Annotated in this window: 24 protein-coding genes; 15 read left to right on the top strand and 9 right to left on the bottom strand. The window is 72.9% G+C overall.

Going from position 1 to position 26,564, the window contains the following annotated elements; all coding sequences use genetic code 11:
- Positions 1-98 precede the first annotated feature (98 nt).
- The 4 genes from ACWEJ6_RS38790 to ACWEJ6_RS38775 all read left to right on the top strand — a co-directional run bounded on the left by ACWEJ6_RS38790 (position 99) and on the right by ACWEJ6_RS38775 (position 4,303).
- The gene (locus tag ACWEJ6_RS38790; RefSeq protein ID WP_452430338.1) at positions 99-680 is read left to right on the top strand and encodes a DUF998 domain-containing protein; all 582 of its coding nucleotides are present in this window, start codon (positions 99-101) and stop codon (positions 678-680) included.
- Complete coding sequence (locus tag ACWEJ6_RS38785; protein WP_452430336.1) at positions 677-1,777, top strand: sensor histidine kinase; 1,101 nt, start codon at positions 677-679, stop codon at positions 1,775-1,777. Before ACWEJ6_RS38790 ends, ACWEJ6_RS38785 begins: the two co-directional genes overlap by 4 nt.
- Complete coding sequence (locus ACWEJ6_RS38780) at positions 1,774-2,436, top strand: response regulator transcription factor (protein ID WP_452430333.1); 663 nt, start codon at positions 1,774-1,776, stop codon at positions 2,434-2,436. The genes ACWEJ6_RS38785 and ACWEJ6_RS38780 overlap by 4 nt, the downstream gene beginning before the upstream one ends.
- 541 nt (positions 2,437-2,977) lie before the next feature.
- On the top strand, positions 2,978-4,303 hold the full coding sequence (locus ACWEJ6_RS38775; protein ID WP_452430330.1) for an erythromycin esterase family protein: 1,326 nt from the start codon (positions 2,978-2,980) through the stop codon (positions 4,301-4,303).
- A gap of 99 nt (positions 4,304-4,402) precedes the next feature.
- On the opposite strand, the gene ACWEJ6_RS38770 is transcribed toward ACWEJ6_RS38775, so the two are convergent.
- The 5 genes from ACWEJ6_RS38770 to ACWEJ6_RS38750 all read right to left on the bottom strand — a co-directional run bounded on the left by ACWEJ6_RS38770 (position 4,403) and on the right by ACWEJ6_RS38750 (position 11,933).
- A complete protein-coding gene (locus ACWEJ6_RS38770) occupies positions 4,403-4,555 on the bottom strand; it encodes a hypothetical protein (RefSeq protein ID WP_387683147.1) in 153 nt (50 codons plus the stop codon).
- A gap of 101 nt (positions 4,556-4,656) precedes the next feature.
- Positions 4,657-6,438: an alpha/beta hydrolase family protein gene (locus tag ACWEJ6_RS38765; RefSeq protein ID WP_452430328.1), complete on the bottom strand. Its 1,782-nt coding sequence runs from the start codon at positions 6,436-6,438 to the stop codon at positions 4,657-4,659.
- A complete protein-coding gene (gene lanL / locus ACWEJ6_RS38760; protein WP_452430326.1) occupies positions 6,435-9,179 on the bottom strand; it encodes a class IV lanthionine synthetase LanL in 2,745 nt (914 codons plus the stop codon). Before lanL ends, ACWEJ6_RS38765 begins: the two co-directional genes overlap by 4 nt.
- A gap of 231 nt (positions 9,180-9,410) precedes the next feature.
- The gene (locus ACWEJ6_RS38755; RefSeq protein WP_397162608.1) at positions 9,411-9,548 is read right to left on the bottom strand and encodes a hypothetical protein; all 138 of its coding nucleotides are present in this window, start codon (positions 9,546-9,548) and stop codon (positions 9,411-9,413) included.
- A gap of 66 nt (positions 9,549-9,614) precedes the next feature.
- Positions 9,615-11,933, bottom strand: a complete 2,319-nt coding sequence (locus tag ACWEJ6_RS38750) for a hypothetical protein (RefSeq protein ID WP_452430323.1) — start codon at positions 11,931-11,933, stop codon at positions 9,615-9,617.
- Between the two features lie 85 nt (positions 11,934-12,018).
- Here ACWEJ6_RS38750 and ACWEJ6_RS38745 point away from each other — a divergent pair, with 85 nt between their 5' ends.
- The 7 genes from ACWEJ6_RS38745 (at position 12,019) to ACWEJ6_RS38715 (ending at position 19,095) form a co-directional block, all read left to right on the top strand.
- Positions 12,019-13,242 (top strand): ROK family protein, encoded by a 1,224-nt coding sequence (locus ACWEJ6_RS38745; RefSeq protein WP_452430321.1) that lies wholly within the window; start codon positions 12,019-12,021, stop codon positions 13,240-13,242.
- On the top strand, positions 13,239-14,462 hold the full coding sequence (locus tag ACWEJ6_RS38740; protein WP_452430319.1) for a family 4 glycosyl hydrolase: 1,224 nt from the start codon (positions 13,239-13,241) through the stop codon (positions 14,460-14,462). Before ACWEJ6_RS38745 ends, ACWEJ6_RS38740 begins: the two co-directional genes overlap by 4 nt.
- A complete protein-coding gene (locus ACWEJ6_RS38735) occupies positions 14,459-15,460 on the top strand; it encodes an N-acetylglucosamine kinase (protein ID WP_452430317.1) in 1,002 nt (333 codons plus the stop codon). The genes ACWEJ6_RS38740 and ACWEJ6_RS38735 overlap by 4 nt, the downstream gene beginning before the upstream one ends.
- Positions 15,461-15,537: 77 nt before the next feature.
- Positions 15,538-16,206 carry a beta-N-acetylglucosaminidase domain-containing protein gene (locus tag ACWEJ6_RS38730; RefSeq protein WP_452430314.1) on the top strand — a complete coding sequence of 223 codons (669 nt, stop codon included), beginning with the start codon at positions 15,538-15,540 and terminating at the stop codon, positions 16,204-16,206.
- Complete coding sequence (locus ACWEJ6_RS38725) at positions 16,200-17,438, top strand: ABC transporter substrate-binding protein (RefSeq protein WP_452430312.1); 1,239 nt, start codon at positions 16,200-16,202, stop codon at positions 17,436-17,438. The genes ACWEJ6_RS38730 and ACWEJ6_RS38725 overlap by 7 nt, the downstream gene beginning before the upstream one ends.
- Positions 17,435-18,292 (top strand): carbohydrate ABC transporter permease, encoded by an 858-nt coding sequence (locus ACWEJ6_RS38720; protein ID WP_452430310.1) that lies wholly within the window; start codon positions 17,435-17,437, stop codon positions 18,290-18,292. The genes ACWEJ6_RS38725 and ACWEJ6_RS38720 overlap by 4 nt, the downstream gene beginning before the upstream one ends.
- Complete coding sequence (locus tag ACWEJ6_RS38715) at positions 18,289-19,095, top strand: carbohydrate ABC transporter permease (protein WP_452430308.1); 807 nt, start codon at positions 18,289-18,291, stop codon at positions 19,093-19,095. Before ACWEJ6_RS38720 ends, ACWEJ6_RS38715 begins: the two co-directional genes overlap by 4 nt.
- Before the next feature lie 17 nt (positions 19,096-19,112).
- On the opposite strand, the gene ACWEJ6_RS38710 is transcribed toward ACWEJ6_RS38715, so the two are convergent.
- Positions 19,113-19,769 carry a TetR/AcrR family transcriptional regulator gene (locus ACWEJ6_RS38710; RefSeq protein WP_452430306.1) on the bottom strand — a complete coding sequence of 219 codons (657 nt, stop codon included), beginning with the start codon at positions 19,767-19,769 and terminating at the stop codon, positions 19,113-19,115.
- 84 nt (positions 19,770-19,853) lie between these two features.
- Positions 19,854-20,654 carry an alpha/beta hydrolase family protein gene (locus tag ACWEJ6_RS38705; protein ID WP_452430304.1) on the bottom strand — a complete coding sequence of 267 codons (801 nt, stop codon included), beginning with the start codon at positions 20,652-20,654 and terminating at the stop codon, positions 19,854-19,856.
- A gap of 114 nt (positions 20,655-20,768) precedes the next feature.
- On the opposite strand from ACWEJ6_RS38705, the gene ACWEJ6_RS38700 reads away from it, so the two are divergent.
- Positions 20,769-21,890, top strand: a complete 1,122-nt coding sequence (locus tag ACWEJ6_RS38700) for a PucR family transcriptional regulator (protein ID WP_452430302.1) — start codon at positions 20,769-20,771, stop codon at positions 21,888-21,890.
- Here the strand turns inward: ACWEJ6_RS38700 and ACWEJ6_RS38695 are convergent.
- Complete coding sequence (locus ACWEJ6_RS38695; RefSeq protein ID WP_452430300.1) at positions 21,862-23,256, bottom strand: carboxylesterase/lipase family protein; 1,395 nt, start codon at positions 23,254-23,256, stop codon at positions 21,862-21,864. The two genes, ACWEJ6_RS38700 and ACWEJ6_RS38695, sit on opposite strands and share 29 nt — an antisense overlap.
- 116 nt (positions 23,257-23,372) lie before the next feature.
- On the opposite strand from ACWEJ6_RS38695, the gene ACWEJ6_RS38690 reads away from it, so the two are divergent.
- The 3 genes from ACWEJ6_RS38690 to ACWEJ6_RS38680 all read left to right on the top strand — a co-directional run bounded on the left by ACWEJ6_RS38690 (position 23,373) and on the right by ACWEJ6_RS38680 (position 25,327).
- Complete coding sequence (locus tag ACWEJ6_RS38690) at positions 23,373-23,906, top strand: RNA polymerase sigma factor (protein ID WP_452430298.1); 534 nt, start codon at positions 23,373-23,375, stop codon at positions 23,904-23,906.
- Positions 23,906-24,832 (top strand): CU044_5270 family protein, encoded by a 927-nt coding sequence (locus ACWEJ6_RS38685; protein ID WP_452430296.1) that lies wholly within the window; start codon positions 23,906-23,908, stop codon positions 24,830-24,832. The genes ACWEJ6_RS38690 and ACWEJ6_RS38685 overlap by 1 nt, the downstream gene beginning before the upstream one ends.
- Positions 24,833-24,964: 132 nt before the next feature.
- Positions 24,965-25,327 carry a nuclear transport factor 2 family protein gene (locus tag ACWEJ6_RS38680; protein ID WP_387683131.1) on the top strand — a complete coding sequence of 121 codons (363 nt, stop codon included), beginning with the start codon at positions 24,965-24,967 and terminating at the stop codon, positions 25,325-25,327.
- A 124-nt stretch (positions 25,328-25,451) separates the two neighbouring features.
- On the opposite strand, the gene ACWEJ6_RS38675 is transcribed toward ACWEJ6_RS38680, so the two are convergent.
- Positions 25,452-26,462: a serine hydrolase domain-containing protein gene (locus ACWEJ6_RS38675; protein ID WP_452430293.1), complete on the bottom strand. Its 1,011-nt coding sequence runs from the start codon at positions 26,460-26,462 to the stop codon at positions 25,452-25,454.
- Positions 26,463-26,564: the final 102 nt, after the last annotated feature.

Here is a 26,564-nt window from a genome sequence, read left to right as displayed (position 1 = left end):
CCTGCAACGGGTGCATGCGCGTACACCGATCGGTGTACGCGCAGGTGTCCGCGCATGGACGACGCGGAGCACCAGAGGCCGCTCATAACGTCTGGGCCATGAAGAAGACAGTTCTCGCCGGTGTCGGCATCGGCGTCGCGGCATTCGCCGTCTCGGACGTGGTCAACAGGGAAATGAGCCCGATCGGCGAGACGATCAGCAGGTTCGTCAACACGGGGGCCGGTTGGCTGGTGCCGCTCGGGCTGGTCGCCCTCGCGCTCGGCGCGGCGGCGCTGACGGTGGCGGTGGCTCGTACCCGCACCAGCCGCGCGGGCACCTGGCTGCTGGGCGTCTGGTCGCTGGGGCTGCTGCTGGCCGCGATCTTCCCCGCCGACCCGCCGGGGCGGTGGGACGACCCGTCGGTCTCGGAGAGCGTGCACGGCTTCTCCGCCTGGGCGGCCTTCGCCGCCTTCACCGCCGCCGCCGTGGTGCTGACCAGGGCGTGGCCGCGGGACGGCCTGCTCACCGGTGCGACCGTGGCCTTGGTGTCTGGAATGATCCTGTTTGTGGTCACTCTTGTCGATGTCATGGCCTCCCGGTCACTTCCTCCCGTTGTGGGACTGACCGAGCGCATCGCCATCGCCGCCGCCCTCGGCTGGATGGCACTGGCCGCCGTCCGTCTGCCCCGCACCGGCCGATGATCTCCGCTGTCCTGGCCGTCGTGCTGCCGGGGGTACTCACGACCATCGCCGTCCTGACCGGGACGGCGGCGGTCGGGGCCCCGATCGGCTGGCCGGTGGTCACGATGGCGCTGCTGCTCGGCGGGTTGCTGGTGGCGCGGCGGCGCCGGCCGGTCGGCGTCCTGCTGGCCTCGGCGCTGGTGCTGGTCGCCTTCCAGGGAGCGGGGCTGTTCGAAGGGGGCTGGGTGTGGCCGCTGACCGCGGCCGCCTACACCGTGGCCGCGGCCGGCCGGACCCGCTGGGCCGCCGGCGTGGGACTGTTCCTGCTGCTGTACGCGCCGGCCTGGGACTGGGCCGTCGCGGGCGGCTCACCCGCCCGCGCGCTCGCCTCCGGCGGCGCCGAGGTGCTCTGGCTGGCGCTGGTGCTGGCGGTCGGCAACGCCCGCCACCTCCAGGCGCGCTGGCGGGCGCAACTGGAGCAGGCACGCGAGGCGGACGCCCGCCGCCGGCTCGCCGAACAGCGGCTGGAGATCTCCCGCGAGCTGCACGACATCATCGCCCACACCCTGGCCGTGGTCGGCGTGCATCTCAACGTGGCCGCCGACGCGCTGGACGACTCTCCCGAGGAGACGCGCGCGGCCCTGCGCACCGCGATGGACGTGCGCGGCAAGGCCATGGCCGACCTGCGCTCGCTCATCGGCGTGCTGCGGATCGACGGTGACGCCGCCCCGCAGCCGGACCTGGGCGGCATCGCCGATCTCGTCTCCGCCGCCCGGGCCACCGGCCTGAAGGTGGAGCTGCACGAGGAGGGCGATGCCGCCACGGTCACCGGCCCGCAGGCCGTCGCGGCCCACCGGCTCGTCCAGGAGGCGCTGACCAACACCATCAAACACGCCGACGCCACCCGGGTGTCGGTGCGGCTGCGCTATGCGAGCGACGCGGTGACGGTCGAAGTGGCCGACGACGGCCGCGGCGCGACCGCACCGGCCGATGGCGTCCTGGCCGGGGGCCACGGACTGACCGGCATGCGCGAACGTGTCACCACCCTGGGCGGCACGCTGAGCATCGAAGGGAGCGAGGGGTTCGCCGTGCGCGCGATCATCCCCATGGCAACATGACGATCAAGGTGCTGCTCGCCGACGACCAGGCCCTCGTCCGGGCGGGTTTCCGCAGCCTGCTCAACCGCTCCAAGGACCTGACCGTGGTCGGCGAGGCCGCCACGGGCGACGAGGCCGTCCGGCAGGCGCGCGCCACCGAGCCCGACGTGATCCTCATGGACATCCGCATGCCGGGGATGGACGGTATCGAGGCCACCCGCCGGGTGCTGGCCGAACGTCCGGGGACCAAGGTCGTCATCCTGACCACGTTCGACACCGACGACCACGTCTTCGCCGCGCTGCGCGCCGGCGCCAGCGGGTTCCTCACCAAGGAGGTCGAACCGGCCGAGCTGCGCCACGCCGTGGCCGTGGTGGCCGCGGGCGAGGCGCTGCTGTCGCCGAGCGTCACCCGGCGGGTCGTCCAGCAGTTCGCGCACCGGCCCGCCCCGCTGAGCGGCGACCGGCTCACCGCGCTCGCCGTGCTCACCGATCGCGAACGCGAGGTCGTCCGCCTGGTGGCGGAGGGGCTGTCCAACGACCAGATCGCCGCCAGGCTCGTGATCAGCCCGCTGACCGCCAAGACGCACATCACCCGCGCCCTGATGAAACTCGGCGTCCGGGACCGGGTGCAGCTGGTCATCCTCGCCTACGAGAGCGGCCTGGTGCAGCCGGGCTCCTGATCGCGTCCTCCGCCGAAGTCGGCGGCCACGAGCCGGCCAACCGGTGAGGCACTCCCGGGAGCGTCGTGCAACAGCAGGGCCTCCGTCCTGATCCTTGGTTTCGCGGAAGATCTCGACGAGTTCGTCCGAGCACGGGGGGACGCGCTCCTTCGGTACGGCTACGTGCTGACAGGCAACTCCGAGGACGCGGCCGATCCCGTGCAGGAGGCGCTGGCCCGCCTGGGGGGACGCCTCAAGCGCGTGTTTCAGCAGGCACAATGAGCGACGAGGCCAGGTTGGCCATGATCCGCCGAAGCATGCCCGTGACCTGCTCGATCTCCTCCCCGGAGAACCCGAGATGGGACGCCGACGAGAAGTCCTACGAGCGGTGCGCGAACAGAGGGAGCACGGCCGCGCGAGGGCGGCCTCGGTAGGGCTGGCCCTACCTGTTCCAGGCAGTGCGTACGCCGAAAAATGCGCAGGTCAGCGGCATCGTCTGGGCATCCGGGCGCGTCATACGGTTCTTGGCGTCAAGTAATGGCGACACCAAGGAGCAAGTGACATGACCGTTGGCCGGAAGCTCGCCGCCCTCGCGGCGGGCCTGACCCTCGTGCCCGTCCTGGCCCAGGCGGCCTTCGCGGCCGCGCCCGCCGCGCCCGCCGAGCCCGTGCGAGCTCTGGAGGCGGCGGCGCAGGAACTGCGCTCGACCGAGCCGGGCGCGGAGTCGGGCGACCTCAGGGCGTTCGGCCGGATGGTGGGTGACGCTCGGGTCGTCGGCATGGGCGAGGCGACCCACGGTTCGCATGAGTTCTTCACGGTGAAGGAGCGGGTCTTCCGTTATCTCGTGGAGCAGAAGGGTTTCACCACGTTCGCGCTGGAGGCCAGCTGGTCGGGAGGGGTGCGGCTGGACGAGTACCTGCGGACGGGGAAGGGCGACCTGCGGGCCATCGCCAAGGAGGTGCTGCGGGCCTCGCCGTGGGAGCGTGCGGAACTCGTCGGGATGCTGGAGTGGATGCGCGAGCACAACCGCCGCAACCCCGGACGCCCGCTGCACGTCATGGGCGACGACGTCGGCGCGCCGAAGGTGGGCGAGGAGGTCTTCGCCCGCATCGCGCGGTACGTCCGGGGCGCCCACCCCGACTCCACCGCTCCCCTGGCCGCGCTGTACGAGGGGCTGCGCCCGCTCGACGACGTCTTCGCCTACCTGAACCGGCCGCTGGACGAACGGCGGCAGCTCGCCGCCAAGGCTCAGCAGGCACTCGACCTGCTCGTCAGCCTGGGAGGGCCGCAGGCGTCGGCCGCGTACGACAGCGCCGTCCAGGATGCCCGGTTCATCGCCCAGACCGCCAAGTTCGCCGGCTACGACCTGGCCGACAAGTCGTGGCTGAGCGTCATCGAGCGCTACCGCGACCAGGTCATGGCCGACAACACCGTCTGGTGGCTGCGACACCACGGCGGCAAGATCCTCATGTCCGCGCAGAACACCCACGCCGGTTACGTCGCCGGCGACCCGAAGCTCTACCCGAAGACGCAGGGCGCCTACCTGCGCGACATGCTGGGCAAGAAGTACGTCGCCGTCGGCTTCACCTTCGACCGCGGATCCTTCCTGTCGAAGGACGCCGCGCTGGGCGGCGACTGGAAGCAGTTCACCGCCGGTCCCGCCGAGCCCGGCAGCAACGAGCACACCCTCGACCGGGTCCGCTACGACGACTTCTACCTCGACATGCGCACCGCGCCGGCCGCCGCGCGCGACTGGCTCGCGGTGGCGCGCCCGACCCGCAGCATCGGCACGCAGTACCCGTACCCGCTGCTCGACACCGCCCTGTCCCGCGCCTTCGACGTGCTGGTCCACCTGCACGAGGTGCGTTCGGCGCAGGTGCTCAAGTAGCGAGGCGGTCGGTGGGGCCCGCGGCAGACGCCCCGGGCCCCACCTCATTCAGCTGTCCGTCCGGTCATCACCCGGTACGCCGCAGGCGTCCCGGACGGCTCAGTACCAGCCGCCGGTGGTGGTGATCGTCTGGGTGTTCATGGTGGACCCGCTGCAGTTGACGCTCACGTCGAAGCAGGTCATGTCGCAGTACATGAGGCCGGCCTCGTCGGCGGCCGGCAGCATGTCCAGGGCGGAGACGTTCAGCTCCATGGCAATTCCCTTCCCTATGGTGGTGAGCGGGCGGCCGCCTCGCGCGGCGCCCCTTTTCACGGCCGGTCCCGGAGCGCGTCCGTACCGGCCGAGCCGGTGAGCTACGCGCCTGGGCCGGCGCGGAGGAAGTCGACGACGCGGTCCAGGGCCGCGGTGTCGCGGACGTCGTGCTGCAGGTCGTGGCCCCCGCCGGGGACCTCCAGGTAGGTCGGTGCGGCGCCCTCGGGCCACTGGTCCGCGCGCAGACGCGCGTACAGACGGCGGGAGTGCTCGACGGGGATGATCGGGTCGTCGTCGCCGTGCACGATGAGCAGCGGCAGCCGCATGCGGCCGGCGAGCCGCAGCAGGTCGCGGGGGCCGAGTTCGTCGTCGATGCGGGTGCGTCCGCCGAGGCGGTCCAGCAGGGCGCGGACCGGGGGCGGGCCGTCCTCGTACAGCTCCCGTCCGGACAGGAAGGGCGCGACGACCGCGGCGCGGGACCACAGGTCCGCCTGGGCGGCGCAGGCCAGCAGCGCGAGATAGGCGCCGTAGCTGGCCCCGTACACCATCGGCCGCGGTTCGCCGGGGTCGCGGGCGGCGGCCAGCGCGTGGCCCAGGGCGAGGACGTCGGCGAGGTCCGGGCCGCCCCAGGCGTCGCGGATGGCGTCACGGTGGGCGGCTCCGTAGCCGGTGCTGCCGCGCTGGTTGGGCGCGACGACGGCGACGCCCGCCCCGGACAGGCGCTGGAAGAGCGGTTCGTGGGCGAACCGCCAGGCGGCCTCGGGGCCGCCGTGCAGCGCGACCACCACCCGGTGGCTGGTCGCGGGATCGCCGTACACGATCGCCTCGATCGGGCCCGCCGCCCCCGGGCAGGACAGCACCCGGGCCGGGGACGTCTCGCCGCCCGCGGCCGGCGGCCGCGACACGGAGCAGCCGGCGATGCCGACCAGGCCGGCGGGGCGGCCGGGGGCGCTGTGGACCAGGTGCAGGCCGCCGGTGTTCCAGCGGGCGGCCGGATGGATCACCCCGGCGGGCAGGCCGGCCTCGGCGCCGGCGTCCTCCGCCAGGTCGTGCAGGACGAGGTGGGAGCGGGTGCGGCGGTTCACCGCGAGGGCCAGCCGCCGTCCCGAGGGGTTCAGCGCCAGCGGCGTCACCTCGCCGTCGAAGGCGTTCAGCCGCTCGGGGTGGCGGGTGGGCCCGTCGTCGTCGCGGTGGCGAACGCCCAGGCGGTACGCGCCCTCGCGGCGCACGGCCGTCAGCAGCACGCCCGCGCCGGGGGCCGCCAGCAGGACGTACTCGTCGCCCGCCGGCCCGGCCAGCGGGGTGAGGACGCCGTTCGAGGTGTCCAGGACCACGGTGGCCGGCTCGGTCCCGGCCCTGGTCAGGGCGAGCCGGTGGCCGGCCGCGTCGAGCCAGATCCCGCCCCTGACCGGGTACGGCGCCGTGGCGATCCGCTCCGGCCGTTCCGCCCGGCCGGACAGGCGCCACACCGAGGTGCGACCGTCGGCGCCGGTGGCCAGCGCCAGGGCGGCGATCCCCGGGGCCGCGCCCGCCACGCCCCTGACCACGCCGCCGCGGAAGACCGCCAGCTCGTGCTCCTCGGCGTCCGCGTCGTCGTGCGACGGCGCGGTGACCAGCGTCAGGCGGTGCCCGTCCGCCCCGGCGCGGCACAGCAGCACGTCGCCGCCGTCCGTGGGCGTCGGCACGCTCGCCGAGGTCTCCCCGGCACGGGTGGGGAGGGTGCGCGGGCGTGCGCCGGCGACGTCCCACACCTCCGGGACGAGGAGGCCGCGGCCCCGCCGGGCGAGGCAGGCGGCGTACCGGCCGTCCCCGGAGAACCGGAAGTTGATGCGGGTGACGTCGGGCAGGCGGCCCTTCTCCGCTGTGGTGACGTGGCTGCTCATCGGGCGGGCCCCCTGGAGTCGTCGTCCGCCGTCCAGGGGCGGGGCCCGCCGTGCCGGAGCCTGTCCAGGAAGCTCAGGACGCCCGCCAGCCCGGTGTTCCAGCCGACGCCCGTCGCCGTCCCTCCCTCGTCCGGCGTGACCAGCGAGCCGCCGCGCACGACGGCGCGGCTCCACAGGACCGCGGCCAGCTCCTCGGCCTGCGCCCGGTAGCGGGGCTCGTCCAGGAAGGCGGCCAGGTCGAGCAGGAACTGCCCGTCACCGGCCAGGCCGTGGCAGGCGGAGGTGCCCGAGGCCAGGCGGCGGGCGTACACGGTGGCGGCGGCGCCCTCGGCGGCCTGCCGGAAGCGCGGGTCGCCGGTGGCCACGTGCAGGCGGACGAGGAACGTCCCGATGCCCGACGATCCGCTGCACCAGTGAGGGATCCTGCCGCCGCCGCCGGGAGAGTCCGGCCACCAGGCCGTCCCGTCGCGATCCTCCGCCGCGGCCAGCAGCGTCTCCCCCGCCGCCACGGCGGTCTCCAGGCAGTCCGCGCGATCCAGCGCGGCGCCGGCGGCCAGCAGGAACGTCGCGATCCCCGCGACCCCGTGGGCGAAGCCGTAGTGCACGAGGCCGGCCAGCGTGGAGTCGAAGTCGGCGGGGACGGGCCACAACACCGCACCGTCGGCGTGCCGGGCCGCCTTGATCAGGGCGTCCGCGCACTCACCGGCGCGGTCGCCGAAGCGGGCCTCGCCGGTCTCCCGCCGGAAGTGCAGCAGGGCCAGCCCCGCGCCGGCCAGGCCATGGCACACGTCCGGGTTCGGCCAGGTCACCGGCAGGGTGAGCGCCATCTCGACGCCCGCGGCGCGGACGGCCTCGTCGCCGAGCCGGCGTCCCGCCTCGAACAGGCCCCAGGCGATGCCGGCCCGGCCGAAGTACAGGCCGGGGGACGGCCGGTGCTCACCCTCCAGACGGCGGATCGTCCAGGCCGCGGCCTCCCGCAGGACCGTGCCGGCATCGTCGCGCGCCTGCGGGGTGAGCGCCCGGTCACCCGCGAGGACGGACGCCAGCAGGTGCAGCACCCCCGCCGAGCCGTACTGGACGGCACACGGATCGGCCGTCGCCCCGAACCCGGAGGCGGGCCACAGGGCGCCCGTGGGCCGGGAGGCGGCGAGCGCCTCCGGTGACATCGCGCGCCGGAGGTGGGCGATGCCGTCGTGGAGGAGGCGATCCTGGCCGGCCCCGTCCAGGCGGCGGACGTCGGCCGCCACGAACGGCACGTCGCGTCCGGACAGCTCGCCCAGGAACTCCTCCGCCCGGCGCAGGTCCCACCGCTCCTCGGGGTCCTCCGCCATCAGGCCGAGCAGCAGGGGCGCCATCGCGGTCGCCACAGGGTCGCCGGCGGTGGCGACGCCGACCAGCGTGGCCAGCCGCGCGTCGCGTGACCGCCCGCCGGGGGCGTCGTCGTCCAGCAGCATCGGCGTGGACGCGGTGCACAGGTGGTACAGCGTCGCGCCCAGCGCGTACAGGTCGGCGGCGCGGCCGGGCGCGGGCGCGTGCACGGCGGCGGCGCGCTGCTCGGGAGCCGCGTAGCCCGGCGTGTGGCTCCGCTGGACGACCGTGCCGGGGACGGCGGCCAGTTCCAGGTCGATCAGCCGGCATTCCCGCTCGGGAGTGATCATGACGTTGTTCGGCGTCAGGTCGCGCAGCACGTACCCCTGGTCGTGCACGGTGGAGACCAGGGCCACCAGACTCCTGGACAGGCGCAGGACGTCCTCCGGCCACGCCGCGTCGGAGCCGGCGCGGCGGTGCTCGCCGGCCCAGCTGCTCAGCGTGGTGCCGGGCAGCAGTTCCTGCGCCAGGAACAGGTTGCCGTCCTGCTCGAAGAGCGCCACCTTGCGCGCCGTGACGCCCGGCGGGCCGAACAGGTCGAGCATGCGCGCCTCGTGACGGAGCAGGTCACGCATGTCACGCCCGTCGATCGACGCGCCGAGGTGGGGGCGGGCCTGCTTGATGACCACCTCGCCACCCTCGTGCCGGTCCTCGGCCAGGAACACGCCGCCCTTGGCGCCGTGCCGGACGGCCTTGCGCACCACGAACCGGCCGGCGAGCAGCACCTGCTCCGGGCGGGCCGCCTCCGGCGGCGTCTGTTCCGGCTCGAAGGGGCACGCCGCCCACGACGGCGGGGAGTACCACGCCGCACGCCGGTCGATCTCCTTGGTGCCGTCGGGCGCGGTCAGCCGGGAGACGTAGGCGCCGTCGAGGCCGAGTTCGCTCGGGGCGGCGAACACCCCGTAGCGGTAGTGCACGAGGCTGCCCGGCCGGTAGGCGCGATCGGACAGGATCGGCGGCCCGCTCAGGGCGTAGGTGGCCGCGTGCAGGTCCTCGGCGATCAGCACGGCGGTGCGGTCGTCCGGCGGGTACACGGTGACGAACTTGCCGACCGAGCCGCGCGGCGTCTCCCGGGACAGGAGTGCGGCCACCTCCTGAAGGCCGGAGGCGAACTTGAACGCGCACCGGTGGCGGCCCAGCACCTCGACGACCCGGGTCAGCACCAGGGGCGCCGACAGCGGGGTGGCAGACACGTGCAGCTTCCAGCCCTGCGCCCGCTGGACGGAGCCCACCGGGGTCACGTAGGTCCACGGAGTGCCGGGGTGGATCTCCCAGCCGGCGATCGCCGCCTGCCCGGTCGCCCGCGCCAGTGCCGCCCTGGCGACGTCCTGGAGCAGGAGACGATCCCCCTCGGGGCGCTCACCGTTGTCCATGGGCTCACTTCCGTCCTCGCGTCTGTGCCGTTCCCGTTCCGCGCGGCGTCGCGCGGAACGGGGACGAAGGTACGGCGAGGAGTTGTGGCCGGCTTGTGGCCGAGCCCGGCGCACTGGACCGCCGGGCTCGCCCGGAGCGGCCGGTCGCCACAAGTGATTCCAAGGTCCTGCCAGGACGGGGACGGCGAACCGTCACCGTCGGATGAAGGCGCCTCCTCCGGCGCCGCTCCGTCAGTACACGTCGAACATCACCAGCCCCTCCACCACGGTCCTTCCGCAGCCGGTGAACCCGCAGCTCATCATGCAACCGGAGAGCTGGGCCTCCTCGTGGGCGGGAAGCATGTCCAACGCGAAGATGTCGAGTTCCATGCGGACGACTGTTCAGCACCGACCTTGTGGCTCACATGTGGCCGGGGATGAGAACTCGCGGACGGCTCACTTCTCGGCGATGAACCCGTGGTACCGGCCCATCCAGTACGGCAGCAGGTACGAGGTGCCGTCGTTCTCGCCGTGGCCGTCGCCGCCCTGGTCCAGCTTGTACGGGTCGTGGTTCCAGTGGCTGATCACCCGCTCGTCGATCGGGAGCACGGTGCCGCTGCGGAGCATGCCGAGCTTCTTCGGGTCGGCGTCGGGCCGGATGTGCCGGCCGAGGTTGACGATGTCGAGGCGCTGGCTGTTGCTCTGCTTCCAGTCGATCATGTTGATCGGGAAGCGCTTGAGCGTGTCGATCGACTGCTCCAGCCAGGGCCCGGTCATCTCCAGCGGGAAGGGGCCGTAGGCGTCGGTCCAGACCTGGTCCTTCAGCGTGAGGCCGGCGATGAAGTTGAAGAACGGGTTGAGCTCGTACTGCTCCTGCTGCCAGTAGTCGTAGAGGGAGCGGGCCCAGGTGGCCTTCAGGTCGGCGTCCTGCTCGTAGCGGAGCAGGTGGTAGTAGTTCATGAACGCCATCTCGTCGTCGGACTGGTTGCCGCCGCCGACGCCCGGGGTGACCTTGGGCTGCTGGGTGTTCAGGTCGTAGCCGTGCTCGTCGATGAGCTTGGCCTTGGCCTGCACGTACTTTTCTGGATTTTTCGCGACATGCTGGGCGATGGTGAGGAATGTGATGATCGTCTGGCTGTTGAGGCCGCGTTCCTCCCGCCGCCACGGGTTGCCGTTGAGCTCCTTCGGGTTGAAGAAGCCCCAGCGGGTGGGCTTGCCGTCGTGGTCGACCAGGGAGAAGTCGTGGTCGATCAGGTGGTCGGTGAGCCTGGTGATCACACCCGCCACCTCGTCCTTCTCCGCGCCGGTCGCGACCAGGTCGTGGTAGAGCGCGTAGAGGAAGTAGTGGCCGACCAGTTCGTCGGAGCTGGCGTCGGTCTTCCAGAACCACTTGCCGTCGGCGCTCTTGGGCCAGCGCGGGACCAGGATCTTCCAGTACGCGTCGCCCTTCTGCTTGTCGCGGTCGTGCTGCTCGTTGTCCTTGATGTTGGGGTCGGTGGCGGTGGTCTCCAGGATCGTGCGGGCGATGAAGCCCTTGGGCGCCGGGTTGGTGCCCGCCTGGGTGACGTCGCCGAGGAACTTCAGCGCCTCGAACGCCTTGCGCGCGTTGGCCTTGGCCGTGCCGTCCTTGGTGGCGGCGTACCTGAACGCCTCGGCCGCGCCGTACATGCCCGTCCAGAGGCCGTCGTTGTCGCTCGCGCCCTGGCCGTACTGGGTCAGGTCGCCCGGCCTGGCCAGCCCGATGCCCTCGACGAAGCCGTACGGGGTGCGCTTGTGCCGGGCGTCGATGGCCTGCTCGTAGACGGCCGCCTTCTCCGCCAGCGTGGTCCGGCGGGCCTCGATGACGCCGGCGGCCGTGGCGGTGCCGAAGTAGGCGTTGGCGTTCCCGTCCACGGTGATCGCGGCGACCGCGTCGTCGGGCAGCCAGCGGCGGCCCTGCCGGTACTCCCAGGTGACGCCGTCGAAGTGCACGGCGCCCTTGGCCGTGCCGAGCCAGACGTCGCCGCCGGCGCCGGGGGCGATCGCGGTGAAGCCGAGCATGGGCAGCCCTTCGGCGGGGCCGTACTGCTTGAGCGTGGCGCCGTCCCGCAGCGTGAGGCCGGTGGGGCCGGCCAGCCAGAGGCGGCCCTTGGAGTCGTAGGCCAGGTGGGTGGTGCCGGAGGCGGGTGAGATCTGGGCCCACGACCGGCCGGTGTGCTCGAAGACGCCGGTGGCGGTGGCGACGGCGACGGCCCCGGATCCGGCGCGGGCGGCGGCGGTGGCCTGTCCGGGCAGCCGGTCGGGACGCCACGAGCCGCCGGGCCCCTTGCGGTAGAGGCGGTCGCCCTGGACGAGGATCACGTCGTCGCCGCCGAGCAGCAGGGCCGTGGCCGGATCGACGCCCGGCGGCAGCCGATCGGCGCCCTTGGCGACCTCGTCGCCCTCCCCCGCCTTCTGGCCGGCCTTCGCCGCGTTCTTGATCGTCAGCAGGCCGCCGGCGGTGAGGGCGACGAGGTCGTCGCCGCGCCAGACGACCTTGTGGGCGGCGGTGGCCGACAGGGAGGTCCAGGCGCCGGCGGCGTACCGGGCCAGGCCCTTGTCGTGGGCGGCGGCGACGACGCCGCCGGGGCCGGCCGCGAGTGCGGCGATCCTGCCTTGCGGAGCCGGCAGCGTGGCGCCGACCTGGAGGACGAAGGGGTCGACGACCGTGGCGGCCGAGGCGGGTGCGGCGGTGACGGCCGGTCCCGCGCCGAGCGCGACGGTGGCGGCGAGCAGGAGGTTCTGGAGTCGTGCCATGGGGTTCCTCCGGATGAGGGGGCTGCGAGATACAGTAAAGAGTCTTTATTGCATCCGGGCAAGAGTCTTTACTAGAATTCGGGCCATGTCCCAGCATGCGACGCTCACCACCCTGCGCGAGATCAACGCGTCCGTGGTCCTGGAGGCCATTCGAGCCGACCCGCCGATCTCACGGGCCGAGGTGAGCCGCCGCACCGGCATGACCAAGCCGACGGTGGCCAACGCCCTCGACCTGCTCGCCTCCGCCGGCCTGGTCCGCCAGGCCGAACCGCCCGGCGAGATGCATTACGGCGCCGTCTACTTCGAGCCGGTCCACACGCTGGCCCACGTCCTGGCCCTGGACATCGGCACCCGCTTCGTCCGCGGCGCGCTGTGCGACCTGCGCGGCACGATGCTGGCCAGGCACGACGAACGCATCGACGACTCCGACCCGGCGACCATCCTGCGCGCCGCCGTGGCCGTCCGCGACACCCTGTCCCCCGGCGGCCCGGCGGCGGGCGACGGGGGGATCGAGCTGGTCGCTGCCGGGGTGCCGGGCGTGGTGGATCCCGAGGAGGGGGTCATCCGGCAGAGCAACCGGCCCGCGCTGGAGGGCATGGCGATCCGGTCCGGGCTGGAGGCCGCGCTCGGCGTGCCGGCCGAGGTCGAGACCGACGTCAACCTGGCGGTCATCGGCGAGCACGCCCTGGGCGCCGGGCGGGGGGTCGCCGACTTCGCGTTCCTGTCGATCGGCGCCGGCGTCGGGGCCGGGCTGATCCTGGGCGACCGTGCCCATCGAGGGCATCGGGGGGCCGCCGGCGAGGTCGACGACCCCGCCCCCGGCGAGGACGAGCTGCCCGACAGCCCCTCGGGGGACGCGCTGATGAAATGGGCCCGCGCCTGGATCGCGGCAGGTCTGCGCGACGGCGACACCACGCTGCGGCTCGACGCCACGCCGGAGGCCATCTTCGCCGCCGCGTCCCGGGGGGACGGGCTGGCCTCGGCGATCGTCGCCGAGGAGGCCCGGCGGATCGCGTCGCGGATCGCCACCATCTCCCGGGTCGCCGACGTCGAGCTGGTCGTGCTCGGCGGGGGCATCGGGCTGGCCTGCGCGAGCATCCTGCCGGAGATCGGCGCCGCGCTGGCGGGCATGCTGCGCCACCCGCCCGCCGTCGAGGTCTCGGCGCTGGGCAACGCGCCCGTGCTGACCGGCGGCCTGGCCCACGGCACGCGTCTGCTGAGGGAGTCGGTCGCCACCCGCCGCATCTCGGCCGCGGCCAAGGTCTCCGCGGCGGCCAAGGCCGCCGGCTCCGGGGCGGAGGCCCGATGAAGGTCACCGTCGTCGGCGGCGGCTCCACCTACACCCCCGAGCTGGCCGGCGGCCTGGCCGCCCTGGAGCTGGACGAACTCGTCCTCCTGGACCCCGACCAGGAACGCCTCGCCGTCGTCGGCGGCCTGGCCACCCGCATGCTGCGCGGCAGGATCGGACGCGTCCGGCTCACCACCGGCCTGGACGACGCCGTCGAAGGCGCGGACGCCGTGCTGCTGCAATTACGCGTCGGCGGCCAGCGAGCGCGGCACGGCGACGAGACCTGGCCGCTGGAGTGCGGCTGCGTCGGCCAGGAGACCACCGGCGCGGGCGGCCTGGCCAAAGCCCTGCGGACGATCCCCGAAGTGCTGCGCATCGCCGGCCGGGTCCGCGCCCTCGCCCCCGCCGCCTGGCTGATCGACTTCACGAACCCCGTCGGGCTGGTCACCCGCGCCCTGCTCGACGCCGGTCATCGCGCCGTCGGCCTGTGCAACGTGGCCATCGGGTTCCAGCGCCTGTTCGCCCGGCTGCACGGCTGCGCGCCCGCGGAGCTCACGCTGGGACATGTCGGGCTCAATCACTTGTCGTGGGAGCGTTCGGCGTGGGTGGACGGGGTCGACGTGCTGCCGGGGCTGATCGAGCGGCACGTCGCCGAGCTGGCCGCCGAGTGCGAGCTGCCCCCCGAGTTGATCACCGCTCTGGGCGTCGTGCCCTCCTACTACCTGCGCTTCTACTACGCCCACGACCAGGTGGTGGCCGAGCAGCTCGGGCGCCCGACGCGGGCGCAGGAGGTGCTGGAGCTGGAGCGGCGGCTGCTGGCGATGTACCCGGCGCTGGACGACAAGCCGGAGCTCCTGGAGCAGCGGGGCGGCGCGTTCTACTCGACGGCCGCGGTCGACCTGCTCGCCTCGCTGCTCCATGACCGGGGGGATGTGCAGGTGGTCAACGTCCGCAACGAGGGGACCCTGCCCTTCCTGCCCGCCTCGGCGGTGATCGAGACGCCGGCGCGGATCACCGCCGCCGGGGCCGTCCCGCTGGCCGTGCCGGCGGTGGAGCCCCTGCAGGCGGGGCTGATCGCGCACGTCAGCGCGTACGAGGAGCTGGCGGTGCGGGCGGCGTCCCGCCCTGATCGGGCGCACGTGGAGGCGGCGCTGCTGGCCCATCCGCTGGTGGGGCAGTACGACCTGGCGCAGGGGCTGGCCGACCGGCTGCTGGCGGCCCACCAGGTCTGGGCCTCGTGACCGGGCCCGCGGTCCTGGCGATCGACGCGGGCAACAGCAAGACCGACGTGGCGCTGGTCGGCGCCGACGGCGAGTTGCTCGCCTGGGTGCGCGGCGGCGGGTTCCAGCCGCACGGGCCGCGGCTTCCCGCCGCGATCGGCCTGCTCGCCGACCTCGTTGCGGCGGCCGTACGGCAGGCGGACCGGCCTCCGGACAGCGGCCGCCGCGGCTTCGTGGCCGAGCGGGTGTCGGCGTTCCTGGCGCACTGTGACCTGCCGGTCGAGCAGGAGATCCTGCAGCGGGCCGTCGAGGCGCAGGAGTGGGCGCCCGAGGTCGTCGTGGACAACGACACCTTCGCGATCCTGCGGGCGGGGGCGGACGTGCCGTACGGCGTGGCGGTGGTGTGCGGCGGCGGGATGAACTGCGTGGCGCGCGGCCCCGGCGGCCAGGTCGCCCGGTGGCCGGCGCTGGGCCGGCGCTCGGGCGACTGGGGCGGCGGGGAATGGCTGGGCGAGGAGGTGCTGTGGTGGGCCGTGCGCGACGAGGACGGCCGCGGCCCGCGCACCCTGCTGCGCCAGGCCGTGGCCGCCCGCTTCGGCCTGCCGGACGTCACCTCGGTGTGCGTGGGGTTCCACCTCGGGCGCCTGCCGGAGGAGCGGCTGCACGAGCTGGTGCCGGTGCTGTTCGAGGTGGCGGGCGGAGGGGACGCCGTCGCCGTGTCGCTGGTGGAGCGCCTGGGCGACGAGGTCGCGGCCTGGGCGGGCGCGGCGATCGAGCGGCTGGACTGGGGCGGGGTGAGCGTGCCCGTCGTGCTCGGGGGCGGGGTGCTGACCGGCCGGGACGCCCGGCTGCTGGCCCGGATCGGCAAGGGGCTGCCCGGGTTGGACGTCCGGGTGCTGGACGCGCCGCCGATCGTGGGGTCGGCCCTGCACGGGCTGGACCGCCTCGGCGCGACGTCCGAGGCGGTGGAGCGGCGGCTCAGAGCCGGATTCGCCACTCGGCGGCCGTCATGCCCATGAACACGACCGTGTCCTCCCGTTCGAGAAGTCTGGTAAAGACTCTTGCCTAGATGAGATAAAGACTCTTTACTGTCTTCATGAAGTCAGCAGGCTTTGCGGTCCGCGGGGTCATCGAAGGGTTCTACGGCCGTCCATGGAGTCACGAGCAGCGGCTCGACCTGCTCGGCTTCCTCGGCGCCCGGGGCATGAACACCTACGTCCACGCCCCCAAGGCCGACCGGCCGTCGTGGCGGGAGGCCGGCGACGTCCAGGCGTTGTGCGTGGCGTTCGAGCGGGCCATGGAGGCCTTCGCCACGGTCGCCGACTACCTGCGCGACCCGGAGGGCTACGACCCGGAGGAGAGCTGGGAGCGAGCCCTGGCCGACGTCGTCGGGGACGGCGCGGATCTGGCCGCCTACCGGCTCTTCGCCGACAACGTGCGCGGCTCCTGCCTGGAGCCGTACGACGCGCCCAGGCTCACGGGGGTGCTGGAGCAGTGGGCGTTCGAGCGCGAGTCCGGCGACGCCGCGGCGGGCGACCGGCTGCCGGCCGCGCACGCGGAGGAGCTGCTGGCCGCGGCCGGGCACCTGCTGCGCGGGCCGGCGCGGCGCGGCGCGCTGGTGGCCGAGGCGCGGCCCTGGCTGGAGGAGTTCGAGCGGGGCGCGCCGGCGCTGCTGGCCACCGCTCGTCGGAACGTACGACCGCACCCCCGTCGGCCCGCACCCAAGCGGGTGTTCGGCGACTGTCTTGAGGAGTTCTCATGGTGAACAGGACGGCCGGGGCGCTCGCCCTGATGCTGCTGGTGTCGGCCTGCGGTGGCGGCGGGCAGAGCGCGGCCACCGACAAGGTGTTACGGATCGCGATGAGCTCCCCCGGCGAGGAGCAGATCAAGGTGTGGAAGGACGTCGCGGCCCAGTACGAGAAGGCACACCCGGGCGCCAAGGTCGAGCTCAACTTCCAGGAGGACGACCTCTACCAGACCATCGGCCTGCAGAACCTGCTCAACGGCCGGCAGGCGCCCGATGTCTACTTCGAGTGGGCCGGCGACCGCCTGCGCACCCGGGTCAAGGACGGCTTCGCCGCCGACATCTCCTCCCAAGTCGTCACAGGTCCCCTCAAGGGCCTCATCCCGGACGAGGCGTACAAGCGCACCACGGTCGACGGCAAGACGGTCATGGTGCCGTTCGCGGCCGATGTCACCAACGTCCTCTGGTACAACACCAAGATCCTGGCCGACGCCGGCCTGCAACCGCCCAAGACGTTCGAAGAGCTGCTCACGGCCTGCGACACGCTCAACGCCAAGGGCGTCACCCCGATCGCCTCGGGCAACAAGGACCTGTGGGCCGCCGGAAACTGGCTGTCCCACCTGGTCTCCCGGGTCGTCGGCGAGCAGTCCTACCAGGACGTGCTGTCGGGCAAGGCCCCCATGACCGACCCCGCCTGGGAACGCGCGCTCGGCTACGTGGCCCAGCTGCACGACCACAAGTGCGTCAACAGCAGCGCCAACGCCGCCAACGACAACGAGGGCGCGCAGCTGTTCTTCCAGGGCAAGGCGGCCATGCACCCGATCGGGGCGTGGCTGGTCAGCTGGGCCCTGGACGAGGCCCCGAAGCTGGACTTCGACTACGTCAACCTGCCGGCGATGACCGGCGGCGCCGGCGACCAGGACAGCGTGATCGGCGTCGTCACCGGCTACGTGATCAACGCCAGGAGCAGGAAGGTCAAGGAGTCGGCCGAGTTCCTGGCGCTGCTGAACTCCCCGGCCAACGCCGCCGCGTTCGTCAAGGCGGGCACGGTGCCCCAGGCCAGGGCGGCGGGCGCCGGGCAGATCGACGCGCGCACCACCCGGCTCAACGACCTGCTGGCCGAGGCCAGGACCGTGGTCTCCCCGCCGGACACCGGCTATGACCTCAAGCGCGCCGACGCGCTCTACCGCGCGCTGGCCGCGGTGCTCGGCGGGGTGAAGTCTCCCAAGGAAGCGCTGGCCGTCGCGGGATGAGACGCAAGCTCACGCCGTACCTGTTCGCCGCCCCGGCGCTGCTGGTGTTCGGCTTCGCGGTGCTCGTGCCCGCGCTGGCGACCGGGGCGTTCAGCCTGACAGAGTGGACCGGTTTCGGGCCGATGGAGTTCGTCGGCCTCGACAATTTCCTCAGAGCAGCCCAGGACACGATTTTTCTGGATTCGTTCGTCCATGTCGGCATCTACATCGTTGTGACCATCGTGCTGGAGGTCGCCGTGGGCCTCGTCCTGGCCGGGCTGCTGGTCACCCGGCGCGGCGGGGCGCCCTGGTTCCGGGTCGCCCTGTTCACCCCGGTCATGTTGCCGATGGTGGTCGTGGCCGTGCTCTGGGCGTTCGTCTACAACGCCGACTTCGGCCTGGTCAACGCGTTGCTGGGGCTCGTCGGCGTGCCGGGCGAGGTCTGGCTGGGTGACGAGAGCACGGCGCTGCTGGCCGTCTGCGTCGTCTCCGGGTGGGTGTACGCCGGGTTCTACATGGCGATCTTCTACGCCGCCTTCGCCCAGATCCCGTCGGACGTGATCGAGGCCGCCCGCCTCGACGGCGCCGGCGAGCCGGCCATCTTCCGCCGGATCAAGGTGCCGATGATCAGGGACGCGGTCGAGGTCTGCCTGCTGCTCTGCGTCACGGGCGGCTTCCAGACGTTCGACCTGTTCTACGTCATGACGGGCGGCGGGCCGTACAACGCGACGGAGATCCCCACCACGTACCTGACCCGGGTGGTCTTCCGCGACGGCGAGGTCGGCTACGGCTCGGCCATGGCGGTGCTGATGACCGCGGCCGTCGTGCTCATCGGCCTGGCGTTCATGCGACTGCGCAGGAGGCCGGCCCGATGAGACGGCTCTCGACCGTGCTGCTGGCCGTGGTGTCGGCGGCGTTCTTCCTGCCGCTGCTGTGGATGGCGGCCTCCAGCTTCAAGTCCAACGCGCAGATCTTCGCCGACCCGTTCGCCCTGCCCGAGTCGCTGGACTTCGGCCGCTGGGCCGAGGCGTGGGAGGTCGGCGGCATCGGCGGGTACGCGCTCAACAGCGTGATCGTGACCTCGGTGTCGGTGCTGCTGATCCTGGCGCTGTCGTCGGCGGCGGCGTTCGCGTTCAGCCGCTTCGACTTCCGCGGGCGGGGGCTGTTCATGGGCCTGCTGGCGCTCGGGCTGCTGCTGCCGCTGCAGTCGTACTTCATCGCCCAGAGCACGATGTTCACCGAGCTGGCGCTGAGCGACACCCGGTGGGCGCTGATCATCCCGTACACGGCCATGGGGCTGCCGCTGGCCACGTACCTGATCAAGGTCTACCTGGACGCGCTGCCACGGGAGCTGTTCGAGGCCGCGCACATCGACGGCGCCTCCGACCTGCGGGTCTACCTGCTGATCGCGCTGCCGCTGCTGCGGCCGGGGCTGGCGACCGTGGCGGTGTTCTCGGCGCTGTCCTGCTGGAACGAGTTCCTGCTGGCCCTGCTCTACATCCAGGACGACTCGCTCAAGACGATCCCGACCGGCCTGCTGGCCTTCTCCAGCCGCTACGTGACCGACTACGGCCTGCTGTTCTCGGCCCTGTCGATCATCACGCTGCCGATGATCGCGGTCTACGTGGTGTTCAACCGTCAGGTGGTGAGCGGCATCACGGCGGGCAGCCTCAAATAACCCGGGGCCGTCCGACGTCAGGGGCTCTCCCCGGTGATGCGCAACGCGAAGTCCGCGTAGGTGTCCGCGACTTCGTGCGGTTCGTACGGCAGGGCGGAGTCGTACCAGTTCGCCACGCGCATCCCCATCCCGCTGATCGCGGTCACCGCGAGGAAGGCGTCCGGCACGGCGAAGACGCCCGCGGCGATGCCCTCGTCGATGATGTCGAAGAGCAGTTGCCGGCCGGCCGCGCGCAGCATGAGCGCGGGGCCGGCCAGCTCGGGAGACAGGGCGTGCAGCTCGTTGTCGGCCACGACGGCCAGCATGGGGAACTCCGCGTGCGCCAGCACGTGGGCGCGCACCACCCGGCGCAGGCGCGCGGCGGGATCCGCCGGGCCCGCCGCGGCCGCCTCGGTCAGCCGCCGGTGGTGCTCCTCGTGACCGATGCGCACCAGCTCCGCCAGGACGTTCTCCTTGGTCGGGTAGTGGGAGTAGAGCGTCGCCGAGCGGATCTCGCAGGCCACCGCGAGGTCGCGGATGGAGGTGCCGTAGAAGCCCCGCTCGGCGAAGAGCTGCAGCGCCTCGCGCAGGATCCGGCCGGAGGTGCCCTGGAGCAGGATGTGCTCGGGCAGCCGGATGTCGGAGGCGGCGATCCGGCGCTGGGTCGCCGGAGCGGCCGATCGGTCGTCAGTCACGCGCTCATTCTGCCAAGACGCCGCTCCGGCCGGTCTCCTCGCACGTCAGGACGCCGACGGGGCCACGGCCGGAGGGCCCTTCGGTCACTGCGGCACGAGCGCGTTGCGGCGCACGTCCGACCAGGTGCCGTGGTCCAGGCAGATGCCGCAGTCCGGGCCGTGGAACAGGGCCCGCGCCTCGGGGTCGTCCATGAGCTGGAAGCGCCACCAGGCGGTGGTGGGCGCGGCGAACGGCCCGGGGTCGCCGACGACGGTGAAGTGGTCGGCGCCGCGCACCTCGCCGTAGATCGCCGGGATGTGGTCCGCGTCGTCGAAGAAGGCCCTGACCAGCCAGGGCCAGACGATGGAGTCGTTCTGACCGGCCATCAGGAAGGCGGGCCCGTGGACGCCGTCGATGTCGGCCAGCGGACCGGGCTGGATGGGCAGGACGGTGTCCACCCGGGCGTCGGCGCCGACGACGATGGCCGCCGCGCCGCCCTGGGAGTGCCCGGAGGCGCCGACGCGGGTCAGGTCGACCTTGCCGTGGAAGGGACTCGACGGGTCGGCGTCGCGGCGGGCGAGCGCGTCGATGCCGGCCCGCATGGAGACGCCGAGGTTCGACATCGGGGTGTTGGCGGCCGAGACGATGAAGCCGTGGCTGGCCCACTGCAGCAGCAGGACGCGGTAGACGAGCGGGGCGCCGCCCGTGCCGTTGCCCCACACGATCACCGGGTGGCGGCGGTCGCTGCGCGCGATGTCGCGCGGGTAGTAGAGGGTGTTGACCACGCCGACCTCCACGGCGGTCGCGTAGGGGCCGGGCGCGCCCCAGTCCGTGGTCGCGGCGTGGGCGGGAGCCGTGCCGAGTGCGTGCACGACGAGCAGGGCGGTGAGCAGGCGTCGTAACAAGGCGGCCTCCTGGCTGGGGGGTTTGCACGAATCCTGTACACGACGGAGGCCGCCGTCTCTCCGCATTCGGGCCAAGAATTGACGGGCCGGTTTGGGCAATGTGACGATCACGGGATGTCCGACCTGCACAGCCGGATGCAGCCGAGGGTGCGCGGGCTCACCGCCGCGGTGATCGCCCGGTGCGCCGCCGAAGTGCCGTTCTACCGGGAGTTGCCGCCCGAGACCCTGCACGGCGAGGTGGCCGGCTCGGTCTCGGCCGTCCTGACGATCCTGCTGCGTGCGCTCAGCCGCCCCGACGCCATGGGCCCGGCCGACCTGACCCGCGTCATCGAGTGGTCCGCGCGCCGCGCCGAGGACCACCTGCCGCTGGACGCGGCGGTGACCGCCTACCTCATCGGCGCCGAGGTCTGGTGGCAGGCGCTGACCGAGGTGGCCGCGCCGGAGGAGCTGGCCGCGGCCGGCCGGCGGATGCTCGGCTGCCTGCGCGCGGCGATGCCCGCCGTCGCCCTGGCGCACCAGCAGGCCCAGGAGGACATCAGGAGCGAGGACAAACGGGTGCGCCGCGCGCTGATCGGCGCGTTGCTGAGCGGCCACCCGTACGAGAGCCTGGCCGCGGCGGCGGGGGTCGAGGTGGGCCAGGAGCACGAGGTGCTGCTCCTGGACCTGGGACAGCCCGCGCCGCCGGCCCGGCTCGTGCAGTCGGCCCTGGACGCGCACACCGGGACGCTGGTGCTGATGGACCACGTCGAAGGAGTCGCGCTGCTGCCCGGCGGGCACGCCCTGGACGCGCTCCCGGGCAGGCTGGCCGAGGCCGTGGGCCGCCCCGTGCCGGCCGCCGCCGCCCGCGCCGCGACGCCCGCGGCGATCCCCGACGCGGCGCGGGAGGCCCGCGAGGTGCTGGACCTGGTGCGCAGGCTCGCCCGGCCGCCCGGCCTCTACCGCCTGGACGACGTGCTGCTCGAACACCAGCTGGCCCGTCCGGGCGCGGGGCTGGCCCGGCTGGCCGCCAAGCTCGCGCCGCTCGACGGCCACCCCCACCTGCTGGAGACGCTGCGGGCCTTCGTCGAGCGCGGCCACAACCGCCGCCGGACCGCGCTCGACCTGCACATCCACCGCAACACGCTGGACTACCGGCTGCGCCGGGTGAGCCTGCTGACCGGGCTCGACCTCGCCGAACCCGCGCAGGCCCGGCTGCTGGCGGCGGCGATCACCGCGCGCGAGCTGACCAGACCCTGAGCTCCTCGTCGCGCGGCGCGTGCACGACGCCCGAGCCCGGCGAGTCGAAGACCATGACGGGACGGGAGGAGTCCCACGGCTGCCAGCCCGGATCGCCGGTCGCGGCGAAGGCGACCCAGGCCCGGTGCATCGCGTCGGCCAGTTCCTGCGGGGGCTCGTCGCCGGCCAGCTCGCGGGAGTGCCGCAGGTTGTCGAAGACGAAGCCGATCTCCAGGGCGTGACAGGCGCGCAGGTCCATGACCTTCGTCCGCCACGCGAACTCGTAGACGTGGGCCCGTTCCACGCTGTCGGCAAGGCGGTTGACCGGGGCGCGCAGGAGCAGGTCGGTGGCCATCTCGCCGAGCAGCTCCCCGGGCGTGGCGCCGGGACGGGCGGACCGGTAGAGCCGCAGGGCCCGTCCCGGGACGCGCAGCTTCAGCAGGGCCAGGCGGAGCGTGAGCCGGCCGACCCGGTCCACGGCCCCGCTCGGGACGAACCAGAGCCGGTACTCCTCCCGGTTGGCGCCGATGAGCAGGGCGGCCTCGACCGGACCGGCGTCCGGCTCGGTCACGATGTGGAAGCCGGGGCCGCCGGTGATCGGGTCCGCCTTGCCGACCACCTCGGTCTGGACGTCGAGCAGCCGCTCCCGGTCGATCGCGGCGAACGCCTCGGCCGTGGCCGGCACCTTGAGCCGGTCCGCCATCAGCCGCACTGTCCGCGCGGCCTCGGCCCGCGTCACGGTGTGCGGCGGACCGCTCTGCATGATCGCCCGGCGGAACAGGCCCCTGGCGCGCGGGCTGGTGAGCAGCGCGCCGATGCTGACGGCGCCCGCCGACTCGCCGAAGACGGTGACGTTGCCGGGGTCGCCGCCGAAGGCCGCGATGTTGTCGCGCACCCATTCCAGCGCGGCGATCTGGTCGAGCAGGCCGCGGTTGTCCGGCGCGTCGGGGAAGACGCCGAAGCCCTCGACGCCGAGCCGGTAGTTGATCGAGACCAGGACGACGCCGTCCCTGGCGAAGGCGTGGCCGTCGTACAGGGGCAGGCTGGAGGAGCCGTTGCGCAGGGAGCCGCCGTGGATCCACACCATCACCGGACGCGCGCCGCCGTCCGCGCCGGGGGTCCAGACGTTCAGGTTGAGGCACTCGTCGCCGGGGATCTGCTGCTCGGGGATGAGCCGGTCGAGCGGCGGCCGGTAGGGCCGCTTGGGGGCGGTCGGGCCGAACTCCGCCGCGTCACGGACGCCGTCCCAGCGCTCGACGGGCGCCGGGGCGCGGAATCGGTGGGCGCCGAACGGCGGCGCCGCATAGGGGATGCCCCGGAAGACCTGGATCCCGTCGTGGAGTCGGCCGCGCACCTTGCCGTGCCGGGTGGCCGCGATGATGTCCATGAGCCGGATCCTACCGATCGATCGGTCGGCAGCCGAGGGGCCGAACTCGCGTGGAAGGGTGGGCGGCGACCGGGCAATCAGTAGTGTCCGACATTCCCGGCGAGAGAGACCCGTGCATGACCACGTTCCTCGACGGAGCGGTCGCCGATCCCGAGCGATTCTCCGCCCTCTTCGATGCCCACTACGAGGAGATCCGCAGCTACATCGGCCGCCGCCTCGACCTCGACGTCGCCGAGGACCTCGCCGCCGAGACCTTCCTGATCGCCTTCCGCCGGCGTGCCGGATTCGACGCCGCCAAAGGCGGCATCAGACCTTGGCTGTACGGCATCGCCACCAAGCTCATCGGCCGGCACCGGCGTGCCGAGCTCCGGCGATACCGGGCGCTGGCCAGGTCCGGGCCGCCCGCCGACGAGGACAACCACGACCAGCGGGTGGTCGATCGGGTCGCGGCGCGGGTGACCGTCCGGCAACTGTCGGCCGCACTTGCCGGGCTGTCGCGCGGCGAGCGCGACGTGGTGCTGCTCGTCGCCTACGGCGAGCTGACCTACGACGAGGTGGCGGCGGCGCTCGGCATCGCCTACGGCACCGTCGCCTCCCGGCTGAGCCGGGCCAGGACCAAACTTCGTGACGCGTTGGGAGTTGAGGTGTGATGAAGGAATTCCAGCTCATCGACGAGGTGATGCCGCAGGTGCCGCCCGCCGGGCACGCCACCATGACGGCCGCCCGCGCCCGCATGACGGGCGCCGCCCGGCGGCGGCGCCGGCCGGTCTGGCCCAAGGTGACGCTCGCGGCGGCGGCGGTCGGCGCGGTGCTGACCGGCGGTTTCGTGGCGGTGCCCCTCCTGGGCGGGACGGGCGTCCAGACCGCGACGATCCCGCGGGCGGACGCGGTGCTCGACGCGGCGGCCGACCGGCTGGCCGCCCAGCCGCCGGGAACCGGGGCGTGGTGGCGGCGGGAGATGACGCAGGTGTTGCGGACGAAGACCGCGACCTACACCGTCGAGCAGCGGGTCAGAGACGTGCTGTGGGCGAACCGGGACCTCGGATACCGGACGCGGCGCGGGCCCGTCTCCGCCAAGCCGCTCACGCCCGCCGACGAACAGGCGTGGAAGGCCGCGGGCTCGCCCGACCTGTGCGACGGCTGCCTGTCGGGAAAGACCTACTTCACCCCGCTGAAGTTGACGAGGAAGCCGGTGACGGAACTGCCCGCCGAACCCCAGGCGCTCAAGGCCGAGATGCTGGCGGCCAACGACGAGGAGGCCCCGGAGGCGTGGTTGTGGGGGGCGAGCAAATGGCTGCTCCTCGACGTCGAGAGCACCCCGGCCACCAGGGCCGCGCTCTACCGCGTGCTCGCCGGACTGCCGGGGGTGCGGGTGGAGAACGACGTCACCGACATCGACGGCCGTACCGGGGTCGCGCTGACCTACGGCCAGGCGTCCACCCGTCAGCAGATCATCATCGACCGGGACAGCGGGCAGCTGCTCGCCGTCCAGGAGGCCGACGGCTCCTCGGCGTACGTGGTGGAACGACTGGGCTGGACCGACGACCCGGCCCCGCAGCAGTCGCCCCCCTCGTGAGCGACGCATCGGAAGGACGCTCCCCGGTCCGCTCGCGACGCGATGCCCCGTGCCCCCTGGATCGAGCTGCGAAGATCAGCCGAGCGTGAACGTCCTGGCGCTGGTACGGCGCCGGCTGGGAGGGTGGACCTCATGATGGAAGACTTGCGGGACGCCGAGCGCCGGCTCCAGGCCGCGCAGCTTGCTGGAGATGTCGAGGCGCTGGATCGGCTGCTGGATGATCGGCTGATCTTCACCTTCGGTGCGAACGTTGCGACCAAGGCGGACGACCTGGAGCTGCACCGCACTCGGACGCAGGTGCTGACGAAGGTGGCCGAGGAGGAGTTGACCGTGCTCGCCGATGGGCGCACCGGGGTGACGTGGTTCCTCGGCACCGTCGAAGGGACCGTCTCCGGCACGCCGTTCGCGGCCAGGATGCGCTACACCCGTACGTGGCTGTACGACGAGACGCACGGCTGGCGAATCATCGCCGTGCACGCCGGCACGACCGACTGACATAGCCGGCACGTCGTCCGACGACCGGCCGGCCGGATGGTCGCCGGCGAGGTGCGACGCCCCGGAGGCGAGCCGCCGGGCTTCGGGCCCGTCCACACGGACGAGCCCGAAGCCGGGCGCGACCCTACTTCTGGGCGCAGAGCATGGCGTCGAGGGTGCTGTCGACGCGGTCGGCGCTGTCGTCTGAGGTCGGCAGCGCGGTCACGGTGAGTGTGGCGCTCCGGCCGTCCTCGGTGACGCCGTTGCGGGTCTCGTAACCGGGGATGTCGCCGCCGTGGCCCCACGCGTGGCCGCCGCAGCTCAGCTTGATCTTCAACAGGCCGAGCCCGTACCCCCAGCCGCGCGGGAGTGCCGGAGAGTCGGTGGTCTGCTTCATCTCCTTCAGCTGGGCCGGCTTGAGCAGGTCGCCGCCCAGCAGCGCGCCCAGGAAAAGGGTGACGTCGCGCGGGGTGCTGATGAGGTTGCCGGACGTCCAGCCCCAGGAGGGGTCCATCTCGGTGAACTTCACCAGCTTTCCGCTCTTGTCGGCGTGGTAGCCGTTCGGGTGGTTGCCGCGGATGGTCTGCTCGCCGACGCCGGGCCAGTAGGTGTCCCGCAGGCCGAGCGGCTTGATGATCCGGTTGGTGACCTCCTCCCCCATGGGCCGGCCCGTGACCTTCTGCACGATCAGGCCGAGCAGTACATATCCCGTGTTGGTGTATTTCCAGCTCTTGCCCGGGGCGAACTCCGGCTTCTGTGTGAGGGCTTTGTCGATCAGGTCCCGCGGCTCGAAATAGGTGTGCCGGACGCCGAACAACGTCGTGAAGTTCGTGTACTCCGGCAGGCCGGAGGTGTGCTGCAGCAGCTGGCGGATCGTGATCCTGTGGCCGTCGTTGCCGTTGCCGCGGACCACGCCGGGCAGGTACTTCTCGATCGGCGCGTCCAGGTCGAGCTTGCCCTCGCCGGCCAGTTGCAGGACGACGGTGGCGGCGAACGTCTTGGTGTGGCTGCCGATGCGTACCGTCCCGTTGGCGGGCACCTTGGCGCGCGTCTCCAGGTCCGCCACGCCGGCGGTGTAGTCGCGCACCCGGCCGTCGCGTCCCCGCACCGCGGCCACGACGCCGGGGAAATCGCCAGGGCGAACCAGCTTGTCCAAGCTTGTCTGTACGGCGTCGCCGGAAGCGCTCGGCGTCGCGGCGCCGGCGGGAGCCGGCACTTATGGGCTCCTTGCTTGGAATGCAACATTTGACGCTGACCA

It is taken from the genome of Nonomuraea sp. NPDC004702, from assembly GCF_053601695.1.
Note: the sequence above shows the minus strand (reverse complement) of the source record. Positions and strands in the feature narration are given on the sequence as shown.

Excerpts from the sequence above, each read along its gene's own strand:
- lanL (WP_452430326.1), bottom strand. The coding sequence starts at position 9,179 with ATGGACAACGGTGAGCGCCCCGAGGGGGATCGTCTCCTGCTCCAGGAC.
- ACWEJ6_RS38740 (WP_452430319.1), top strand. The coding sequence starts at position 13,239 with ATGAAGGTCACCGTCGTCGGCGGCGGCTCCACCTACACCCCCGAGCTG.
- ACWEJ6_RS38680 (WP_387683131.1), top strand. The coding sequence starts at position 24,965 with ATGATGGAAGACTTGCGGGACGCCGAGCGCCGGCTCCAGGCCGCGCAG.
- ACWEJ6_RS38755 (WP_397162608.1), bottom strand. The coding sequence starts at position 9,548 with ATGGAACTCGACATCTTCGCGTTGGACATGCTTCCCGCCCACGAGGAG.
- ACWEJ6_RS38685 (WP_452430296.1), top strand. The coding sequence starts at position 23,906 with ATGAAGGAATTCCAGCTCATCGACGAGGTGATGCCGCAGGTGCCGCCC.
- ACWEJ6_RS38690 (WP_452430298.1), top strand. The coding sequence starts at position 23,373 with ATGACCACGTTCCTCGACGGAGCGGTCGCCGATCCCGAGCGATTCTCC.
- ACWEJ6_RS38790 (WP_452430338.1), top strand. The coding sequence starts at position 99 with ATGAAGAAGACAGTTCTCGCCGGTGTCGGCATCGGCGTCGCGGCATTC.
- ACWEJ6_RS38720 (WP_452430310.1), top strand. The coding sequence starts at position 17,435 with ATGAGACGCAAGCTCACGCCGTACCTGTTCGCCGCCCCGGCGCTGCTG.
- ACWEJ6_RS38775 (WP_452430330.1), top strand. The coding sequence starts at position 2,978 with ATGACCGTTGGCCGGAAGCTCGCCGCCCTCGCGGCGGGCCTGACCCTC.
- ACWEJ6_RS38725 (WP_452430312.1), top strand. The coding sequence starts at position 16,200 with ATGGTGAACAGGACGGCCGGGGCGCTCGCCCTGATGCTGCTGGTGTCG.
- ACWEJ6_RS38695 (WP_452430300.1), bottom strand. The coding sequence starts at position 23,256 with ATGGACATCATCGCGGCCACCCGGCACGGCAAGGTGCGCGGCCGACTC.
- ACWEJ6_RS38785 (WP_452430336.1), top strand. The coding sequence starts at position 677 with ATGATCTCCGCTGTCCTGGCCGTCGTGCTGCCGGGGGTACTCACGACC.
- ACWEJ6_RS38730 (WP_452430314.1), top strand. The coding sequence starts at position 15,538 with ATGAAGTCAGCAGGCTTTGCGGTCCGCGGGGTCATCGAAGGGTTCTAC.
- ACWEJ6_RS38770 (WP_387683147.1), bottom strand. The coding sequence starts at position 4,555 with ATGGAGCTGAACGTCTCCGCCCTGGACATGCTGCCGGCCGCCGACGAG.
- ACWEJ6_RS38750 (WP_452430323.1), bottom strand. The coding sequence starts at position 11,933 with ATGGCACGACTCCAGAACCTCCTGCTCGCCGCCACCGTCGCGCTCGGC.
- ACWEJ6_RS38765 (WP_452430328.1), bottom strand. The coding sequence starts at position 6,438 with ATGAGCAGCCACGTCACCACAGCGGAGAAGGGCCGCCTGCCCGACGTC.
- ACWEJ6_RS38745 (WP_452430321.1), top strand. The coding sequence starts at position 12,019 with ATGTCCCAGCATGCGACGCTCACCACCCTGCGCGAGATCAACGCGTCC.
- ACWEJ6_RS38700 (WP_452430302.1), top strand. The coding sequence starts at position 20,769 with ATGTCCGACCTGCACAGCCGGATGCAGCCGAGGGTGCGCGGGCTCACC.
- ACWEJ6_RS38715 (WP_452430308.1), top strand. The coding sequence starts at position 18,289 with ATGAGACGGCTCTCGACCGTGCTGCTGGCCGTGGTGTCGGCGGCGTTC.
- ACWEJ6_RS38780 (WP_452430333.1), top strand. The coding sequence starts at position 1,774 with ATGACGATCAAGGTGCTGCTCGCCGACGACCAGGCCCTCGTCCGGGCG.